The sequence below is a fragment of the Pseudomonas sp. 3MA1 genome (assembly GCF_029237275.1).
GTDB lineage: Bacteria > Pseudomonadota > Gammaproteobacteria > Pseudomonadales > Pseudomonadaceae > Aquipseudomonas > Aquipseudomonas fluorescens_AP.
Window position 1 is genome coordinate 263770 of the sequence record NZ_JAACFX010000007.1, and the last position, 19493, is coordinate 283262.

Consider the following 19493-nt stretch of genomic DNA (forward strand, 5'->3'; position numbering starts at 1 on the left):
AAAAGTCATCAACCTTCAGGAAATCCCGCTGACCGTGATTACCGAACGCGCTAAAAAGCCCAATCAACCAAGCGAATCAAGCTAAGGGAAAGCATTGTCAGCCCAAAACAAAACACTGTATAAATAACCAGACATTTAGTTTGGGAGCGGCCTTCATGCTGGTGCACCTGTCCGTACACAATTACGCCATCGTCGAACACCTGGATCTGGAACTGGATCGAGGGATGAGCGTCATCACAGGCGAAACCGGCGCCGGCAAGTCGATCATGCTCGACGCTCTCGGCCTGACCCTGGGCGATCGGGCCGACAGCGGCGTGGTACGACCAGGAGCCGACAAGGCCGACATCCTCGCCACCTTCGACCTGGCGGACATTCCTGAGGCCCGCACCTGGCTGGCCGAGCGCGACCTGGACAACGACGGCCCCTGCATCCTGCGCCGAGTCATCACGGCCGAAGGGCGCTCACGCGGCTATATCAATGGCACGCCCTGCCCACTTGGCGACCTCAAGGCATTGGGCGAGCTGCTGATCGACATTCACAGCCAGCACGAGCACCAGTCCCTGCTCAAGACCGATACCCATCGACGCCTTCTGGATGAATATGCCGGCGCTACCGATCTTGCCCGCCAGGTGCAACTGGCAGCCCAACGCTGGCGCCAGACTCGCCAGGAGCTGGAGCGCCTGTCCAATTCCGGCGATGAGCAACGCGCCCGCCATCAACTGCTGAGCTATCAGCTTGAAGAGCTGGAAAATCTCGGCCTGGGAGAAAACGAACTCGAGGAACTGGAGCAGGAGCACAAGAACCTGACCAACGCCGAGACCCTGCTGGGCATCTGCCGCCAGGTGGTCGAACAGTGCAGCGAAAGTGATTCCGGCAATGTCCTCAACGCCTTGACCGTCAGCCTCAATCGCCTGTCCAGCATCGGCAACTCGACAGGCTCATTAGGCGAGGCCACCAACCTGCTGGCCAGCGCCCAGATCCAGGTGGAAGAAGCCGTTGGCGAACTGAATCGTTTCCTCGATCACTTCGATGCCGACCCGGCGCGCTTGCAACAGCTGGAGGAACGCCTGGACTCCATCTATACCCTGGCACGCAAGCATCGCATCCAGCCTTTCGAACTGGCGGCCATGCAGCAAACCCTGCTGGATGAAATCGAAACCCTGGACGCCAACGACGAGAGCATCGAGCGCCTCGGCGAGGAGCTGCAGTCCTTCGCCCGCCACTATCAGGAGAAAGCCCAGGAACTGAGTCGCTTGCGGGAGCAGGCAGCCACCGGACTGGCCAGCGCGGTGGAACTGGAAATTCAGCGCCTGGGCATGCCCGGTGGACGCTTCACCATCGAACTGCGAGCCAACACCAGCGATGAGCTGCTGCCCAACGGCCTGGAGCAGGTTGAACTCCTGGTCAGCGCCAACCCGGGACAACCGCTCAAGGCATTGGCCAAGGTTGCCTCGGGTGGCGAGCTGTCACGCATCAGCCTGGCGATCCAGGTCATCACGGCACAAACCTCAAGAGTTCCTACCCTGGTGTTCGACGAAGTCGACGTAGGAATCGGCGGCCCGACTGCCGAGATCGTCGGCCAATTGCTGCGGCGCCTCGGCGAGCGCGGCCAGGTGCTGACGGTCACTCACTTGCCACAAGTGGCCGCCCAGGGGCATCAACATCTGTTCGTGCACAAGGTGCGTGGCAACAACGCGACCCATACCGCCGTTTCCAAACTGGGCAAGAACGAAAGAATCGAGGAAATTGCCCGAATGCTGGGCGGTATCGATCTGACCAAGGAATCCCTAGCCCACGCCAAGAAAATGGTGGTGACCACCAAGGCCTGAGGCTGGAACGCTTCTTTTATATAGGCACAAAGCACGAAGGCGACCCTGAGGTCGCCTTCGATCGTTTCACGACTATGCCAGTCGCGTGAGAGGCTTACTTCTTCTTGCGCACATACAGCACAAGATTGTGATCCACCAACTCGAAACCGTGCTTTTCGACAATCGCCTTTTGAAGCTTTTCGATTTCCTCGTCGAAGAATTCGATCACTTCACCAGACTCCACGTTGACCATATGGTCGTGGTGACCGCCATCCGCCAGCTCGAATACAGCGTGACCGCCATCAAAGTTATGGCGCACCACCAGTCCGGCTGCTTCGAATTGAGTCAGTACACGGTAAACCGTGGCCAGACCGACATCCTCACCAGCTTCCATCAGCGCCTTGTAGACGTCCTCAGCGCTCATGTGCCGCTGCTCAGTAGAATCGAGCATTTGTAGAATTTTGACCCGTGGCAGAGTCACTTTAAGGCCGGCTTTACGTAGTTCGCTATTTTCAACCATGGTCAGCTTTCTCGCCGATGCTGCTTCGCAGCTTCTCTTAATGCGGGTATGATCGGGGTTTACGTTGTCCCAGCCAAGATAGTGGAAGTCGCCCACCGATGCAAAACACCAAGCTCTTGCTAACCAGTTTCACATTCGTGGGACTGCTCGCACTCGCCGGTTGTTCATTCCCCGGGGTTTACAAAATCGACATCCAGCAGGGCAATGTCGTGACGCAGGACATGATAGACCAGTTGCGCCCGGGAATGACCCGACGGCAAGTAAGGTTTATCATGGGCAACCCTCTGCTGACCGACACGTTCCATGCCGATCGCTGGGATTATCTGTACAGCCTGCAACCTGGCGGCGGTGAACGCCAACAGGAACGCGTCAGCCTGATCTTCAATGGCAACGACCAACTGGTCAGCTTGGCCGGCGACTTCATGCCAGGCGTGAGCCGCGACGAAGCCCTGCTCGGCAAGGAGAGCAGCAACACCGTCACCGCCCCTGCCGAGAACGCCGAGAAGCCCAAGGCCGAGAAGCCGGTCAAACCGGGCTCGCTGCTGGACCAGATCCAGAAAGATGTGGATGGCGTCAAAACCGTACCAGTGCCCATTCCTGAACCACTGGATACCTCCCCGCAATAATTTGCGGCGAATGAAAAAGCCCGGGCATGCCCGGGCTTTTTGTTGCCTGTCACTCAGTTACTGTCCGCGTTTACGTGCCTGCGCGGCCTTGGCGGCACGCAGACGCCGAACCTCTTTCGGATCCGCCAGCAGCGGACGATAGATTTCGATTCGATCCCCTGCCTGAATCACATGCCGCTCAGGATTCATGACCTGCTTGCCGAAGATCCCCACCGGACAGGTCGCCAGATCCAACTCGGCAAAATGCTTACCTATAGAAGAAGCCAGCAGCGCACTGCGCAGTGTCGAACCCTGAGGCACGCACACAGTGATCAGCAACTGGCGATCGACTGCGGCGTAAACCACCTCGATCGAGATCAGGGACTCAGCCATGCAGTTGCTTGGCCCGCTGACAGAATGCATCCACCAGGGTATTGGCCGCCTGGTTGAACAGCGGCCCTAACGTGGCCCGCACCAAAGGCCCCGCATAATCGAAAGACAGATCAAGACTGATCTTGCAGGCCTTCTCGCCCAGCGGCTTGAACACCCACAGACCATGCAATTGATTGAACGGCCCCTCTTCCAGGTTCATTTCGATCGACTGTCCCGGCACCAGGGTATTACAGGTCACAAAACGCTGACTCATGCCGCCCTTGGCCACTGCCAGGCTGGCACGCATCCGTTCCTCGCTGTTCTCCAGCACCTCGGCCGAAGAGCACCAGGGCAGAAACTCCGGGTAACGGGCCACATCATTGACCAGGTCATACAGAAACTGCGCCGGATAGGGCAAAAGGGCCGAACGTTGAATATGGGTCGTCATGTGAGCTTCATTTCCACAACTGGGCGGCAAACACCACAAGAATGCCGACGGGCGCCACATAGCGCATCAAAAACAAGGCCAGGGAGAACAACAACGGACTGCGCAACGACAACTCATCACGAACAGCCTCACGGCCCATCACCCAACCTGCAAACACCACGAAGCACAAACCGCCAAGAGGCAACATGATCCGCGAGGTGAAAAAGTCGATCACACCAAAGAAGTCCAGACCGCCGGCCGCGCCCCATCGATAGAGATGAAAAACGCCGCCTTCGTTCACGAAAAACTTGGCCTGCTGCCAGATGTTGAAGGAAAACACCGTTCCCAATCCCACGAACCAGCAGCTGAACGCCAGCCAGAATGTCACCCAGCCGCGGCGGATTTTAGTCCTCTCGACGAGATAAGCCACCATCGGTTCCAACAAGGAAATGGCCGAGCTCCAGGCCGCAATCGCCACCAGGATAAAGAACACTACGCCCATAAGCTGGCCGAACGCCACATTACCGAAGGCGAACGGCAGACTGATAAACATCAAACCAGGCCCTTCGCTGGGGTTCAGCCCGGCAGCGAATACGATGGGAAACAGCGCCATTCCCGCCACCAGGGAAACAAAGGTATCCAGCAGCGCCACCCCCACCACGGTGCCAGCCAGGGACGAATGCTTGGGCATGTAGGCGCCATAGATCATGATCGAACCGACACCGACGCTCAGGGAAAAGAACGCATGCCCCATGGCCGGCAGCAGCCCGTCCAACAAGCGATCCAGGCTGAAGTCGAACATGAAATGCAGGCCCTGCATGAAATGCCCGGTGGTCATGCTGTAGCCCAGCAGCACCAGCAGCATCACGAACAGCAGCGGCATCATGATCCGCAGGCTGCGCTCAAGCCCCGCCACTACGCCCTTGGCAATCACCAACGCCGACAACAGCATGAACAGCGTGTGCCAAAGCGTCAGGCGCCAAGGGTCGGCCGTCACCGCAAAGAAGTACGCACTGACCTGATCCGCCGTGACACCCTGAAAATCGCCGCGCCCCATGTCGATGATGTAGTCCAGGGACCAACCACCCACCACGCTATAGAAGGAGAGAATCAGCAGCGCCGTGATCATTCCGGCGAAGGCGCCCCAAGACCACCTGGCCGAATGCCCGGCCTCCAGGGCCAGCACCTTCAGGGCATTGGCCGGGCTCTGCCGCGCCCGACGACCGATCAGGGTTTCCGCCAGCATCACCGGCAACCCAATCAGCGCGATGCACGCCAGAAACACCAAAACAAAGGCACCACCACCATAGACGCCGACCATGTAGGGGAATTTCCAGATGCTCCCCAAGCCCACGGCCGAACCAGTTGCAGCGAGTATAAAGACCCAGCGGCTTGCCCAGCCGCCGTGGACAGAGACCCTGTCTGTCGACATCGTTAACGCGCCCAACCGAAAAAAAAGAGGCCGCATTGTCCGGGATTCAATCAACCTGCTCAAGCACGCTGCGTCACCGTAGCCGACGCGCGCGCAACTCCCTATAATGCCGCCCCTATGGCTAAACAGAAGAAACACCCAACAGGGACCATCGCGCAAAACAAAAAGGCGCGTCACGATTACTTCATCGAACATCGGTTCGAGGCTGGACTGGTCCTGGCCGGCTGGGAAGTAAAGAGTCTGCGGGCGGGCAAGGCGCAACTGGTGGACAGTTACGTGCTGCTCAAGGATGGCGAGGCCTGGCTGTTTGGCAGCCATTTCACCCCGCTGACCACCGCCAGCACCCACGTCATCGCCGACCCCACGCGCACGCGCAAGCTGCTGCTCAACCAGCGTGAGCTGGAGAAGCTGTTCGCCGCCGTGCAGCAGAAGGGTTACGCCTGCGTCTGCCTTTCGCTCTACTGGAGCAAGCACCTGGTCAAGTGTGAAATCGCACTGGGCAAGGGCAAGAAGGAATACGACAAGCGTCATACCGAACGCGAGCGCGATTCCGATCGCGAGCTGCAGCGTGCGGTGCGGACCAAGGGCAAGGAAGACTGATCTTCCTGCCTTGAGGTCGTTTTCGCCGGCAAGCCGGCTCCTACAACACCCAGGTAGGAGCCAGCTTGCCGGCGATTTGCATTACATGCCCTTGCGCCGCTCGGCCCGGGCCACTCGCTGCACTTCCTGGCGTACTTCTTCGAGCACCTCCTGCACATAAAGAATGTGCCGGCTGGAGATTTCCCGCGCCTCTTCCGCACGCCCTTCGATAATCGCCAGGTACAGGTCACGGTGCTGGCTGATCAGCATGTCGCGGGTTTCCGTGCGCTGTTTGTACATGCCGCCGATGTTGGTCACCACGTTGCGCTTGAGTAGATCGAACAGGCCACGAATGGTGTGCAGCAACACCGCGTTATGGCTGGCCTCGGCAATCGCCAGGTGGAACTTGGCATCCGCGGCGCCCTCCTCGATACGACTGACATCGTCGGAGCGGGAATAACAATCCTGCAACTCCTCGAAGGCTTGAGTCAGCCGCTCACGATCCACCACCGTTGCGCGCAACGCCGCGTAATAAGCGCAAGACGCTTCCAGGGTATGACGGAACTCCAGCAGATCTCGCTGGGCATCCGTGTTGTTTTCCAACAAGTGCAGCAGCGGATCGCTGAAGGTCGAACCCAGGGATTCCACCACATAGTTGCCGCCGCCCTGACGACTGATCAGCAAACCCTTGGCCGTCAGTTTCTGGATCGCCTCGCGCAATGAAGGACGGGATACCCCGAACTGCTCGGCCAGCGCCCGTTCGGCAGGCAACCGCTCGCCGGCCTTCAAGGTGCCTTCGAGAATCATCCCTTCCAGGCGCTCGACGATATCGTCGGACAAACGGCGCTGGCGTATCTGATCAAACCCCATGACTCACTCTCCACCCTCCCGACCCATCGCCGGGGGGCTCTATTCTGGCCTATTCACAGCGTGCCAACACCTGGCAGAACACAACCATTTGTACCCATCAGATGGCTGCGCCATAGCGCATGAGACAAAAGTTTTAGGGCGGCAAATTGACACACCACGCACAAGGCTTTTACCCTAGCCAACAGCGATTGTAAATTGGTCTTACCAATTAACCAAGACGCTAGCAGTGCCTGACCAACAACAATTAGGGGCCACCCCATTATGCAAACCTGGCAACAGCTCTATAGCCCGCTTGGCAGCCTCGGCCTGTCCGCCCTCGCCGCCGTTATCCCGATCGTGTTCTTCTTCCTGGCTCTGGCCGTGTTCCGTCTCAAAGGACACGTCGCCGGGAGTATCACCCTGGCCTTGTCGATCCTGGTGGCGATCTTTGCCTTCAAGATGCCCGCCGACATGGCCTTCGCTGCCGCTGGCTATGGATTTGCCTACGGTCTGTGGCCCATCGCCTGGATCATCGTCGCCGCCGTATTCCTCTACAAACTGACCGTGAAGAGCGGCCAGTTCGAAATCATCCGCAGCTCGGTGCTGTCGATCACCGACGACCAGCGCCTGCAAGTGCTGCTGATCGGCTTCTGCTTCGGCGCCTTCCTCGAAGGTGCAGCGGGCTTCGGCGCACCGGTGGCGATCACCGCCGCCCTGCTCGTGGGCCTGGGCTTCAACCCGCTGTACGCCGCCGGCCTGTGCCTGATCGCCAACACCGCGCCCGTGGCCTTCGGCGCCCTGGGGATTCCGATCATCGTTGCCGGCCAGGTAACCGGCATCGACGCCTTCAAGATCGGCGCCATGACCGGCCGCCAACTGCCGCTGCTGTCGCTGTTCGTGCCGTTCTGGCTGGTGTTCATGATGGACGGTATGCGCGGCGTCAAAGAGACCTGGCCTGCCGCGCTGGTGGCCGGCCTGAGCTTTGCCGTGACCCAGTACTTCACCTCGAACTTCATCGGCCCGGAACTGCCGGACATCACCTCGGCCCTGGCCAGCCTGATCTCCCTGACCCTGTTCCTGAAGATCTGGCAGCCCAAGCGCACCGCGGGCGCGCAGATCGCTGGTGCCACCTCCAGCGCGGCCGTAACCGCCAGCGCCGGCGGCTTCGGCCAGCCACGCAGCACCGTCGCTTCGCCCTACAGCCTGGGGCAGATCTTCAAGGCCTGGTCGCCATTCCTGATCCTCACCGTGCTGGTGACCATCTGGACCCTCAAGCCGTTCAAGGCAATGTTCGCCGCCGGCGGCTCGATGTACGGCTGGGTGTTCAACTTCGCCATCCCGCATCTGGATCAGTTGGTGATCAAGATGACGCCGATCGTGGCGACCCCGACCGCTATCCCGGCGGTGTTCAAACTCGACCCGATCTCGGCCACCGGCACGGCGATTTTCTTCTCCGCGCTGATCTCCATGCTGGTGCTGAAGATCAACGTCAAAACTGGTCTGACCACTTTAAAAGAGACCTTCTACGAGCTGCGCTGGCCGATCCTATCCATCGGCATGGTGCTGGCGTTCGCCTTCGTCACCAACTACTCGGGCATGTCCTCGACCATGGCCCTGGTCCTGGCGGCCACCGGCGCGGCGTTCCCGTTCTTCTCGCCGTTCCTGGGCTGGCTCGGGGTGTTCCTCACCGGTTCCGATACCTCGTCCAACGCCCTGTTCAGCTCGCTGCAGGCCACCACCGCGCACCAGATCGGGGTCAATGACACCCTGCTGGTCGCGGCCAACACCAGCGGCGGCGTGACCGGCAAGATGATTTCGCCGCAATCGATCGCCGTGGCCTGCGCCGCCACCGGCCTGGTGGGCAAGGAATCGGATCTGTTCCGCTTCACCCTCAAGCACAGCCTGTTCTTTGCCACTATTGTCGGCCTGATCACCCTGGCCCAGGCCTACTGGTTCACCGGCATGCTGGTGCACTAAGCAACACTGAAAGAACCGACGCCGCCCTCACCCGCGGCGTCCGCATTCACCACCCGGTCTGCAAGGCTGCTGAAAGCTTGCTGCTTTATCTTTCAGCCGCCGCAACGGACGAATAACCGGGATCACCCGGAGACACGCCTGATGAGCGAGCTTTTCTACAACGCCGTGCCCAATGCCACCCGCGTCGCACCGCCGCTGGCCGAACCCCGGCAGTACCCCAGCGCGAAACCGTCGCGGGTCTACCTGTTCGGCACTTGTGTGGTCGACCTGTTCTATCCCGAAGCCGGGATGGACGCGATTCAGCTGCTGGAGCGCGAAGGCATTCGCGTGGAGTACCCGCAAGGGCAAAGCTGCTGCGGACAACCGGCCTACACCTCGGGCTACACCGAGCAGGCGCGCACCGTGGCCCGCTCGCAACTTGCGCTGTTTGCCGGCAACTATCCGGTGGTGGTGCCGTCGGGTTCCTGCGCAGGCATGCTGCGCGAGCATTACGCGGACTTGTTCAAGGACGAGCCCGAGACGTTGCAACAGGTGCAGGCCCTGGCCGCCCGCACCTACGAGCTGGCCGAGTTCCTCCTGCACGTGTGCAAGGTGCAGTTCAAGGACAGCGGCGCGCCGATCAAGGTGGCGCTGCACACCTCCTGCTCGGCTCGGCGAGAAATGAACACCCACCTGCACGGCCGTGAGTTGCTGTCACAGCTGAGCAACGTGGAACGGGTAGAACACAGCCACGAAAGCGAATGCTGTGGCTTTGGCGGGACTTTCAGCGTCCGAATGCCGGACATCTCCGGCGCCATGGTCGCGGACAAGACCCGGGCGCTGAAGGAATCCGGCGCCCATCAGGTACTGAGTGCCGATTGCGGCTGCCTGATGAACATCAACGGCGCGCTGGAAAAGCAAAAAGAGGCATTGCGCGGCCAGCACCTGGCGAGCTTCCTCTGGCAACGTACTGGAGGTGCACAATGAGCACCCCCGAGCTGATTCCGACCACGACGCTGGCGGACGATTTCCGAACCCGGGCCCACGAAGCCCTGGGGGATCAACAACTGCGAAACAACTTTCGCAGTGCCATGGATTCACTCATGGCCAAGCGTGCGGCGTCGTTCAGCGATGCCCACGAAAGAGAACACTTGCGCGCCCTGGGCAACGCGATTCGCGCCCGGGCGCTGTCCAAGCTGCCCGACCTGCTCGAGCGCCTGGAACAGAACCTGACCCGCAACGGTGTGACAGTGCACTGGGCGGAAACGGTGGACGAAGCCAATGGCATCGTCCTCTCGATCATCCGCGCTCACGAGGCGCGGCAAGTGATCAAGGGCAAATCGATGGTCAGCGAAGAGATGGAAATGAACCATGTCCTCGCTGAACAAGGCATTGAATGCCTTGAGTCGGACATGGGCGAGTTCATCGTCCAGCTCGACCACGAGAAGCCTTCACACATTATTATGCCGGCGATCCACAAGAATGCCGGTCAGGTCGCGTCCTTGTTCCACGACAAACTCGGCGTGGAGTACACCAAGGACGTTGACCAACTCATTCAGATCGGTCGCAAGGTCCTGCGGCAGAAATTCTTCGAAGCCGATATCGGCGTCTCCGGCGTCAACTTCGCCGTGGCCGAGACCGGCACCCTGCTGCTGGTGGAAAACGAAGGCAACGGGCGCATGTCCACCACCGTGCCGCCAGTGCACATCGCCGTCACCGGGATCGAGAAAGTCGTCGAGAACCTGCGGGACGTGGTGCCGCTGCTGTCACTGCTGACCCGCTCGGCCCTGGGCCAGCCCATCACCACCTACGTCAACATGATCTCCGGCCCGCGCAAAGAGCATGAGCTGGACGGCCCCCAGGAAGTGCACCTGGTACTGCTGGACAACGGCCGCAGCCAGGCCTTTGCCGACAGCGAACTGCGCCAGACCCTGAACTGCATCCGCTGCGGCGCCTGCATGAACCACTGCCCGGTCTACACCCGGGTCGGCGGCCACACCTACGGCGAGGTCTACCCGGGGCCGATCGGCAAGATCATCACCCCGCACATGGTCGGCCTGGCCAAAGTGCCGGATCACCCCAGCGCCTCCTCGCTGTGCGGCGCCTGTGGCGAAGTCTGCCCGGTGAAGATCCCGATCCCGGCGCTGCTGCGACGCCTGCGGGAAGAGAACGTCAAGGCTCCGGACAGCCCGCATCAAGTGATGCGCGGCCAGGGCAGCAAGTACTCGCGCAAGGAACGTTTCATCTGGAACGCCTGGGCCCGCCTCAACAGCTCGCCGACCCTGTATCGCCTGTTCACCCTGGCCGCCACCCGTCTGCGCGCCCTCACCCCGAGCAAGGTCGGCCCCTGGACGCAGAACCACAGCGCGCCAAAACCCGCCGCCCGGTCGCTGCATGATCTGGCCCGTGAGCACCTGGACAAGCAGGGAGACCGCTGATGAGCGCGAAACACAACATCCTCGCCAAGCTGCGCAACAGCCTGACCGGCACCACGCCGATTGTGGATAACTTCGACGAGGCGCTGGTCACCGAGCCTTACAGCTACACGGCGGAACAACGCATCCCGCAGCTGCGCAAACAGATGGAAGCGGTGCACACCGAAATCCACCTGAGCAACGGCGCCGATTGGCCAGAGTTGCTCGCCCGCCTGCTGCAGGAGCGCCAACTGCCCAGCCTGCTGATCGCCCCGAGCACGCCCCACGGCCAGCGGGTCACCCAGTACTGGGCCGAGCACCCGCAACTGCCGGCGCTCAAGGCCTACGACCGCCCGGTGGAAGAGTGGAAAGCCGAACTGTTCAACGACACCCCGGCCAGCCTCACCGGCACCCTGGGCGCGATCGCCGCCACCGGCAGCCTGATCCTCTGGCCGACCCGGGAAGAGCCGCGGCTGATGAGCCTGGTGCCGCCGGTGCATTTCGCCCTGCTCAAGGCCAGCGAGATCCGCGACAACTTCTATCAGGTGCAGCAACAGATGAACTGGGCCGCCGGCATGCCGACCAACGCGCTGCTGGTGTCCGGCCCGTCGAAGACCGCTGATATCGAACAAGTCCTGGCTTACGGCGCCCACGGCCCGAAAGACCTGGTGGTGCTGATCCTGGAGGACCAATGAGCCTACCGGCCGCTTTTCTGCGCGATGCCCAGCAACTGATTCCCCAGGAGCGGCGTTTCGACGACCCGCTCTCGACCCTGGCCTTCGGCACCGACGCCAGCTTCTACCGGCTGCTCCCCAAGCTGGTGATCCGCGTCGAATCCGAAGATGAAGTGGTGGCCCTGCTCCAGCTGGCCCAGCGCGACCGCGTGCCGGTGACCTTCCGCGCCGCCGGCACCAGCCTGTCCGGGCAGGCCATCAGCGACTCGGTGCTGATCGTTCTGGGGGATAACTGGAACGGCAAGGAGATTCGCCACCAGGGTTCGCAGATTCGCCTGCAACCCGGAGTGATCGGCGCCCAGGCCAACGCCTGGCTGGCACCGTTCGGACGCAAGATCGGCCCTGACCCGGCCTCGATCAACGCCTGCAAGATCGGCGGCATCGTCGCCAACAATGCCAGCGGCATGTGCTGCGGCACCGCGCAGAACACCTATCACACCCTGGCAGGCATCCGCCTGGTGCTGGCCGATGGCACGCGCCTGGACACCGAGGATGAGGCCAGCGTCGCCGCCTTCCGCGCCAGCCATGGCCCGTTGCTGGAGCGCCTGGCCGAACTGGGCCGCAGCACCCGCGCCAACAGCGAGCTGGCGGCGAAGATCCGTCATAAATACCGGCTGAAAAACACCACCGGCCTGTCCCTCAATGCCCTGGTGGATTTCGACGAACCGCTGGACATCCTCAGCCACCTGCTGGTGGGCTCCGAAGGCACCCTGGGCTTTATCAGCGCGGTGACCTACGACACGGTGATCGACCACCCGAACAAGGCGTCGGCGCTGATCGTCTTTCCCGATGTTGAAACCTGCTGCAACGCAGTGACCGTGCTCAAGAGCCAGCCAGTGTCAGCAGTGGAGCTGCTGGACCGCCGCAGCCTGCGCTCGGTGCAGGACAAGCCCGGCATGCCGGCCTTCGTCCAGCAGCTCTCGGCCAATGCCTGCGCGCTGCTGATCGAGTCCCGCGCCGCGTCCTCGTCACTGCTGCACGAGCAACTGGCGCAGATCATGAATTCCCTGGCCGCCTTCCCGGTGGAAAAGCAGGTGGACTTCACCGAAGACCCGCAGGAAAACGCCAAGCTCTGGGCGATCCGCAAGGACACCTTCCCGGCAGTGGGCGCGGTGCGCAAGACCGGCACCACGGTGATCATCGAAGACGTGACCTTCCCTGTGGAACAGCTGGCCATCGGCGTCAACCGCCTGATCGAACTGTTCGACAAGCACCACTACGACGAAGCGATCCTCTTCGGCCATGCCCTGGAGGGCAACCTGCACTTCGTCTTCACCCAGGGCTTCAACAGCAGCGAAGAAGTGAACCGCTACCAGGCCTTCATGGACGACGTGGCGCAACTGGTGGCGGTGGAATTCGGCGGTTCGCTGAAGGCCGAGCACGGCACCGGGCGCAACATGGCGCCCTTCGTCGAGCTGGAATGGGGCAGCGATGCCTACCAGCTGATGTGGCAGCTCAAGCGCCTGCTGGACCCCAACGGCATCCTCAACCCGGACGTAGTGCTCAGCGAAGATCCGCAGATCCACCTGAAAAACCTCAAGCCGCTGCCGGCGGCTGACGAGATTGTGGATAAGTGCATCGAGTGCGGCTTCTGCGAACCGGTGTGCCCGTCCAAGGGACTGACCCTGAGCCCGCGCCAGCGCATCGTCATCTGGCGCGACATCCAGGCACGTAAGCGCGCCGGCATCGATACGTCCGAGCTGGAGGCGGCCTATCAATACCAAGGCATCGACACCTGCGCCGCCACCGGCCTCTGCGCCCAGCGCTGCCCAGTGGGCATCAACACCGGCGAGCTGGTGAAGAAACTGCGCAGTGAACACGCCACCCATAACGGTACCGCCGACTGGCTCGGCTCACACTTCGCCAGCACCTTGCAGGGCGCCCGCCTCACCCTGCATGTGGCCAATGGCGCACGCATGCTCTTGGGCGCGCCGCGCCTGAGCAAGCTGTCGGCGAGCCTGACGCGCCTGTCCAAAGGCCGGGTGCCGCAGTGGAACAACGCCATGCCCCAACCGGAAAAGGCCATTCGCTTCAGCCCGAGCGTCAGCGATGCGCGGCCGCGGGTGGTGTATCTCGCTGCCTGCGTGTCTCGGGTCATGGGCCCCGCAGCAGGCGACAAGGAACAATCGTCGCTCTACGAAAAAACCCGCGGCCTGCTGGAAAAGGCCGGCTATCAAGTGGTGCTGCCGGACAACCTGGACAACCTCTGCTGCGGCCAGCCCTTCGCCTCCAAGGGCTACGCCACCCAGGCCGAAGACAAGCGCCAGGAACTGATCGGCGCCCTGCTCCACGCCAGCCGGGGCGGCCTCGACCCGATCTACTGCGACACCAGCCCCTGCACCCTGCGCCTGGTGCAGGACCTGGGGGATGTGCGCCTGGACCTCTACGATCCGGTGCGCTTCATCCGCACCCACCTGCTGGAGCGCCTGGAATTCACGCCACAGGAAGCACCGATCGCGGTGCACGTCACCTGCAGCACCCAGCACCTGGGCGAGAGCCAGGCGCTGATCGAACTGGCCCGGCGTTGCAGCAAGAATGTGGTGATCCCCGAAGGCATCCACTGCTGTGGTTTCGCCGGCGACAAGGGCTTCACCACCCCGGAGCTCAATGCCCACTCCCTGCGCAGCCTCAAGGACGCGGTGCAGTATTGCAGCGAAGGCATCTCCACCAGCCGCACCTGTGAAATCGGCCTCAGCCAGCATGGCGGGATCGACTATCACGGGCTGGTCTACCTGGTGGATCGGGTCACCCGGGCCAAGGTGATCTGAACTGACGCCTGCCAGGCGCAGGAACGAGCAACACCAGTGGCGAGGGAGCTTGCTCCCGCTGGGCTGCATAGCAGCCCCGCATCTGGGGCTCCCCCCCAGTTAGCCACAAGCCCGGTGCCTGCCCAGGCCAGCCAGTCACCAAGGCCTTCACTCCTTTGGGCGCACACTCGAACGCGATAACCGCTATCGCCTTTCATCGCAAAAAAAACCGAACCCCGGCACCCGGCCAGGGTCCACTTTCCAGGCCCGCACAAAAAGGGCTTAGCCCCACTCGGCCGCCCGTCCTGTTGACCGGCAGCACCGAGCCCCTGCAATCAAGGAGATCACCATGAAGCGTTCCGCACTGGCTGGACTGTTCATCACCGCCGCGATGCTGGCCTCCCCGGTGTTTGCCGCCGGGCAAGAGGACCTGTGCCAGATCAACCTGCAAAAAATCAGAGACGCCAAGGTCAGCACCGAAGCCATGAGCTCGGACCTGAGCAGCGACATCGACGCCACGGTGCAGCAAGCCACCGCCGAGCACGCCAAAGGCACCGAGCAAGGCACCAAAAACTGCATCTCCCTGACCACCCAGGCGCTCCAGCGCTTGCAGAACAACACCAAGGGCGATCAGTAGCTCAATGCATTGGCCAACCTTCGGGTTGGCCTTCTGCGCTCGCTTAGCGTAGAATCCGCCCACCTGTTGGTAATGCACAACAGGTTCGGGGCCGTTTAGGATTCGACGCCGGTTGCGAAACTTTAGGTGCATGCCGAGTTGGTAACAGAACTCGTAAATCCACTGTTGCAACTTCCTATAGTTGCCAATGACGAAACCTACGGGGATTACGCTCTCGCTGCGTAAGCGGCGCTAGCCCTTCCCCCCTGGTACCTTCGGGTCCAGCAATCATCAGGGGATGTCTGTAAACCCAAAATGATTGTCATATAGAACAGAATCGCCGTGCAGTACGTTGTGGACGAAGCGGCTAAAACTTACACAACTCGCCCAAAGCACCCTGCCCGTCGGGTCGCTGAGGGTTAACTCAATAGACACGGCTAAGCATGTAGTACCGACAGCGGAGTACTGGCGGACGGGGGTTCAAATCCCCCCGGCTCCACCAAACGAAGCAGTACAAAAAAGGCACTTAGCGTTTATCGCAAGTGCCTTTTTTGTGCCCGGTGAAAACCTCCAGCCGGGTGCCAGTTTTCAGCTAGCCAGTGATGCTCCCCCTCATCGCCAGAACAAACACATCAACAACCAGCTCCCAAATGCGTCCGGCAGTGTCGCGACAGCGTATCGAGAAACTCCGTCATAGACGCTTTCTGCTCCAGTCCCTGGCGAGTGATGCAATGAAATGCCGAACCATAGGCCAGGCGCTCCGGCATGATCGGGCGCAGCGAAGTGGGTCGGCAGGTAGGCAATCTAGGTGCCGGAAAACAGCAGCAAGGCAATTGCCTCCATGGAAAAAGCCCCCACGGAACTGGCGAACTGCAATTTGCCAGGGCGGCGATTTTCAGCCACGTAGCCACGGTAGACATAGTCCGCTGCACTGAGCTCTTCAACGCTCATGCTTGAGTCCGAACGCTGGAAGAACGGGTGGTGTTCGCCGCAGCAGAGGTTCTGCTCCTCTTCGAACAACGGCAGGTAATGAAGCCAACGCTAGGCAAGAAGCTGGCGCTGGGCGCGCTGCTCATGGGGATATTGCGCCGTAAACCCAAAACCAGAGTCATCGTGCATTCGGATCAGGGTAGCCAATATGGCAGCGATGACTGGAAACGTTTTGTCTGGCCAACCACCTCGAGCCGAGTATGAGCCGCCGAGGAAACTACTGGGACAATGCCGTGGCGGAGTCTTCTTTCAGTAGCCTGAAAAAAGAACGTATCCGCAAGAGGATCTACAAAACCCGTGACATGGCCCGTGCCGACGTGTTCGATTACATTGAGGCGTTTTACAACCGAACGCGTCTTCACAGTCACTTGGGTGGCGTTAATCCTGAAGCATTTGAAAGTGCCTCACTTTGAGGCTGGAAAATGTCTACGGGAGCGGGGGCAGTCCATCGGCAGTAGTCGTAGACTGGACTGAGGTACGTTGGGCACTGAGGGAGAGGGACGTAATCGCAAGAGGTAAAAGAAAGTTCAGGGCAACGTCGATTGCGCTGATCACATTTTTGGCACTATCAAAAGGAATGAGAAATGGATTTATCGATTGAACGGTTCTGGAAAAGTCAGTTTGCCAATGTCCAAAAAAATGCTGTGATGAAACCATATGCCGGATGGTGCAATACGTGCGTTGGGGAGGAGTCATATGTTCCTGCTAGGCTCAGTTTGCGTGAAGGGTATGATGACCTAACGCAAAAAATCTGGTTAGTGTCTGCTCCTGGCGCTGTAGGGAAGTCCACATTAGCAACAAAATTATGCGCTGAAACAGGGGCCGTTTATTTGGACTTAGCCAATGCAGCCACTGTTGGTGGAAACTGCATCACCGGCGGACTAGTTCATGCAGGCCTGCTCCCGAACTGGGTAGAGGGGCGAACAGCATTAGTCATTGATGCTTTAGACGAGGCGAGACTGCGCGTAACTCAGCCAGCATTTGAGGATTTTTTAAAGGACGTCTCTGCTGCGGCAGCTCTTGGCGCTTTTCCAATTGTCCTACTTGGACGAGTTGGCATCATTGAAGAAGCCTGGACCATACTCAATGAACAAACAGGCAACGAATTGCCAATCCTAAACATTGAGCTTTTCGAAGGAGAGGAGTCGATCCAGTTTGTTTATGCGCGCCTTGAGAAGCTTGCTAAGCTTGAGTCGCTAGATGGCGGACTGGAATACCCCCACCTTAGAAAGTCCTTGGACAATCATGCAAAAGTATACCAAGAAGCAATCCACAACATTGTTGACGGACTGAGAGACCTCTCAAAAGATGACAAGAACAACTTTGTTGGATACGCCCCAGTACTGGATGCCATTGCAAAAGTAATTGCGGCAGAACCTAACCCCTCAAAAGTTAACGATGAGCTTCGACAAGTTCTAGAAGGGGAGGTATTGGTGCGCCTCGGCGACGAAATACTTCGTAGGGAGACTAACAAGCTCGTTGACCAAGTATCTGCTAATTCCCCTAATATTCCAGAAGGACTCTATAGCCCTAACGAGCAACTAGAAAGACTCGCATGTCGCCTGTTTAAAGTTACACCTCCGCAACCCCCTGCTAGCCTTACCCCTCAACAGAGTTCCGCTTACGCAGAGGCCGTCCAGAACCTACTTCCACAACATCCATTCTTAGACGGTACGGGCCAATCGCCGTCAAGTGCGGTATTTGGTGCGTGCATCATTTCCTTTGCGCTGCGCAGCCCTCGTGCAGAGCTTAGAAAAAATGCCGAGCATTATTCTAAATTTACGCATCATGCGCCTAACCCATTCCTATTCGACTTCTACTCTACAGAAGACGTAATTATTAGCTCCGAGCACATAGGACTGATCTTTGAATCTGTATTAGCAAAGTCAAAAATTGGTGAAGTAGTAGGCCTCACAATTGAAGGGGGCGCGGATGGATTGGCTGTTGAGATAACCAGGTCAAAGTCGGGCGACAATACTGCACCCATTGAATTTAATGCTCAGAGCTCAGGCGTAGTGCGCTTAGGTCGCCGCGTTTCGAACGTCAACATTGACGCAGATGAACTATATGTTGAGGTAGGTACCGGAGACCTACTGGAGTTGGTTGCACCAGTTTCTATAAACTGCGGAGTTTTGCAGCTATCGTGCCAACACGTCGCAGTAAAATCCGAACCTCAGGAGTCAGAAGGAGTAGTAACACTCGAAGCTCAAGAGGTGGTAGTAGACCCGACAATTACACCACCCGCGGTACGGGGTGGGGCGCAATTGAGAGTGACATGGCCAGACTCAATTTCTTACCCTTGGACCGAGTACACCTCTGCAGAGTCTAAAGAACATGACCCTAACTTAATCCGATTACTACGGGTATTTCGTCGACTGGTTATGGCTTTCCGGTCCCACAGCAAAGGCCGACTGGCAAGATTCAAGGATAAAATAGAACACGTACGCATGTTGAAAGGCGAAGAAGGGCGCAAACTGTTAGAAAAGCTCTCCCAAGACAAAGTCATTAGTCTCGAAGGTGCCATGTACTACTTAGACGCTGACGCCCTCGGTTCGAAAACTGGCGCATCGTTTATAGACGTAAATCTAAAAAACTACGCTCCTGAAACTATAAAATACGTGCAAAGTGTTTTATGATTTGGGAGACACTTAAAGGCTCACGCATTCTTTCTATAAAGCTCTAAACAACATCCTGCTCTTGCTATAAAAAATAACCCGCTAAGGCGGGTTATTTTACAACACTGCCAACTCGATAATACATAAACCCCCTTATACCCTCCGAACATTACAGTCACCCCAAAGTCTCTGTGATCGATTACAACCGCCAGTAGAACGCCGTCAAACAGCTCAATAGCGCCAAGATGCTTCGACCCATGGATGGACATCACTGATCTTTGCGAGTGGTCTGGATTACATTTCTTTCTAAGTAAGACGAAAAAGTGCCAACCGATCTCGAATGATTCTGATGCCACATCTGACCCACCCTATTACGGGGTAGTGGTGAGCGATCCTCTCGCCGAGGAAGATTTCGCAAGGTTGGATCAACAGCTCGTCGCGCGCGCAAACAATATCCATGTCTTTATTTAGCGTTAAAAATTCTTCCAGCAGAAACCACCGTGTGACCCAATCTGTACCCCCGACGAAACAGAAACGTATTCAATCCAACGTTTACGGGGAAAAACCATGCCTGTTCAAACGTACCCGGCTCCACCAAACGAAGCACCAACAAAGCCCGCCTTGCGCGGGCTTTGTTGTTTCTGGCCTTAACGTTCCGTCACCATCGCCAACCTTCCCCTCCCCGCACTCACAGACCGCGCCTTCGCTCCCCCAAAGCCGCGTTAAGTCTCTTTCTATTGTGCGAACTTTCCTAGAAACTCCTAGCCGCTTGCGCCTGGTGTACCCGCTGGCTAGCCTCGCTCTGTCACTGCAAATTCAGTGACCGGGT

16 protein-coding genes, 1 other RNA gene and 1 pseudogene are annotated in these 19493 nt (G+C 59.2%); 12 read left to right on the forward strand and 6 right to left on the reverse strand.

The window, feature by feature from the left end:
* Nucleotides 1-155 precede the first annotated feature (155 nt).
* The gene (gene recN / locus GWQ44_RS20140) at nt 156-1829 is read left to right on the forward strand and encodes a DNA repair protein RecN (protein ID WP_047301676.1); all 1674 of its coding nucleotides are present in this window, start codon (nt 156-158) and stop codon (nt 1827-1829) included.
* Nucleotides 1830-1923: 94 nt separating this feature from the next.
* Here recN and fur read toward each other — a convergent pair whose 3' ends face one another.
* On the reverse strand, nt 1924-2328 hold the full coding sequence (gene fur / locus GWQ44_RS20145) for a ferric iron uptake transcriptional regulator (RefSeq protein WP_011059185.1): 405 nt from the start codon (nt 2326-2328) through the stop codon (nt 1924-1926).
* Nucleotides 2329-2426: 98 nt separating this feature from the next.
* Here fur and GWQ44_RS20150 point away from each other — a divergent pair, with 98 nt between their 5' ends.
* Nucleotides 2427-2954, forward strand: coding sequence for an outer membrane protein assembly factor BamE (locus tag GWQ44_RS20150; protein WP_016967220.1), 528 nt, complete (start codon nt 2427-2429; stop codon nt 2952-2954).
* Between the two features lie 57 nt (nt 2955-3011).
* On the opposite strand, the gene GWQ44_RS20155 is transcribed toward GWQ44_RS20150, so the two are convergent.
* From GWQ44_RS20155 to GWQ44_RS20165, 3 genes are read right to left on the reverse strand one after another with little or no spacing between them, the layout of a single operon-like run.
* A complete protein-coding gene (locus GWQ44_RS20155; protein WP_275928119.1) occupies nt 3012-3326 on the reverse strand; it encodes an RnfH family protein in 315 nt (104 codons plus the stop codon).
* Nucleotides 3319-3753, reverse strand: coding sequence for a type II toxin-antitoxin system RatA family toxin (locus tag GWQ44_RS20160; RefSeq protein WP_016967218.1), 435 nt, complete (start codon nt 3751-3753; stop codon nt 3319-3321). The genes GWQ44_RS20155 and GWQ44_RS20160 overlap by 8 nt, the downstream gene beginning before the upstream one ends.
* A 7-nt stretch (nt 3754-3760) precedes the next feature.
* Nucleotides 3761-5164, reverse strand: a complete 1404-nt coding sequence (locus tag GWQ44_RS20165) for a sodium-dependent transporter (protein ID WP_275928182.1) — start codon at nt 5162-5164, stop codon at nt 3761-3763.
* A gap of 117 nt (nt 5165-5281) precedes the next feature.
* On the opposite strand from GWQ44_RS20165, the gene smpB reads away from it, so the two are divergent.
* Nucleotides 5282-5764 (forward strand): SsrA-binding protein SmpB, encoded by a 483-nt coding sequence (gene smpB / locus GWQ44_RS20170; protein WP_022642145.1) that lies wholly within the window; start codon nt 5282-5284, stop codon nt 5762-5764.
* A gap of 81 nt (nt 5765-5845) precedes the next feature.
* Here smpB and GWQ44_RS20175 read toward each other — a convergent pair whose 3' ends face one another.
* A complete protein-coding gene (locus GWQ44_RS20175) occupies nt 5846-6613 on the reverse strand; it encodes a GntR family transcriptional regulator (protein WP_275928120.1) in 768 nt (255 codons plus the stop codon).
* A 261-nt stretch (nt 6614-6874) separates the two neighbouring features.
* Between GWQ44_RS20175 and GWQ44_RS20180 the strand changes: the two genes are divergently transcribed.
* The 7 genes from GWQ44_RS20180 to ssrA all read left to right on the forward strand — a co-directional run bounded on the left by GWQ44_RS20180 (nt 6875) and on the right by ssrA (nt 15561).
* A complete protein-coding gene (locus tag GWQ44_RS20180) occupies nt 6875-8569 on the forward strand; it encodes a lactate permease LctP family transporter (RefSeq protein WP_179598227.1) in 1695 nt (564 codons plus the stop codon).
* Between the two features lie 141 nt (nt 8570-8710).
* Complete coding sequence (locus GWQ44_RS20185; protein WP_275928121.1) at nt 8711-9535, forward strand: (Fe-S)-binding protein; 825 nt, start codon at nt 8711-8713, stop codon at nt 9533-9535.
* Nucleotides 9532-10986: a LutB/LldF family L-lactate oxidation iron-sulfur protein gene (locus GWQ44_RS20190; protein WP_275928122.1), complete on the forward strand. Its 1455-nt coding sequence runs from the start codon at nt 9532-9534 to the stop codon at nt 10984-10986. The genes GWQ44_RS20185 and GWQ44_RS20190 overlap by 4 nt, the downstream gene beginning before the upstream one ends.
* Nucleotides 10986-11657, forward strand: coding sequence for a lactate utilization protein (locus GWQ44_RS20195; RefSeq protein WP_275928123.1), 672 nt, complete (start codon nt 10986-10988; stop codon nt 11655-11657). Before GWQ44_RS20190 ends, GWQ44_RS20195 begins: the two co-directional genes overlap by 1 nt.
* On the forward strand, nt 11654-14464 hold the full coding sequence (locus GWQ44_RS20200; protein WP_275928124.1) for an FAD-binding and (Fe-S)-binding domain-containing protein: 2811 nt from the start codon (nt 11654-11656) through the stop codon (nt 14462-14464). Before GWQ44_RS20195 ends, GWQ44_RS20200 begins: the two co-directional genes overlap by 4 nt.
* A 328-nt stretch (nt 14465-14792) precedes the next feature.
* Complete coding sequence (locus GWQ44_RS20205) at nt 14793-15080, forward strand: hypothetical protein (RefSeq protein WP_016967212.1); 288 nt, start codon at nt 14793-14795, stop codon at nt 15078-15080.
* An 87-nt stretch (nt 15081-15167) separates the two neighbouring features.
* Nucleotides 15168-15561, forward strand: a transfer-messenger RNA (tmRNA) gene (gene ssrA / locus GWQ44_RS20210).
* A 302-nt stretch (nt 15562-15863) separates the two neighbouring features.
* On the opposite strand, the gene GWQ44_RS20215 is transcribed toward ssrA, so the two are convergent.
* Nucleotides 15864-16010: a hypothetical protein gene (locus GWQ44_RS20215; protein WP_275928125.1), complete on the reverse strand. Its 147-nt coding sequence runs from the start codon at nt 16008-16010 to the stop codon at nt 15864-15866.
* A gap of 78 nt (nt 16011-16088) precedes the next feature.
* Here GWQ44_RS20215 and GWQ44_RS20220 point away from each other — a divergent pair.
* Together GWQ44_RS20220 and GWQ44_RS20225 are read left to right on the forward strand one after the other, a co-directional pair.
* Nucleotides 16089-16462 (forward strand): annotated as a pseudogene (locus GWQ44_RS20220) (IS3 family transposase); the annotation flags it as partial.
* A 171-nt stretch (nt 16463-16633) separates the two neighbouring features.
* A complete protein-coding gene (locus tag GWQ44_RS20225) occupies nt 16634-18685 on the forward strand; it encodes a hypothetical protein (RefSeq protein WP_275928126.1) in 2052 nt (683 codons plus the stop codon).
* Nucleotides 18686-19493: the final 808 nt, after the last annotated feature.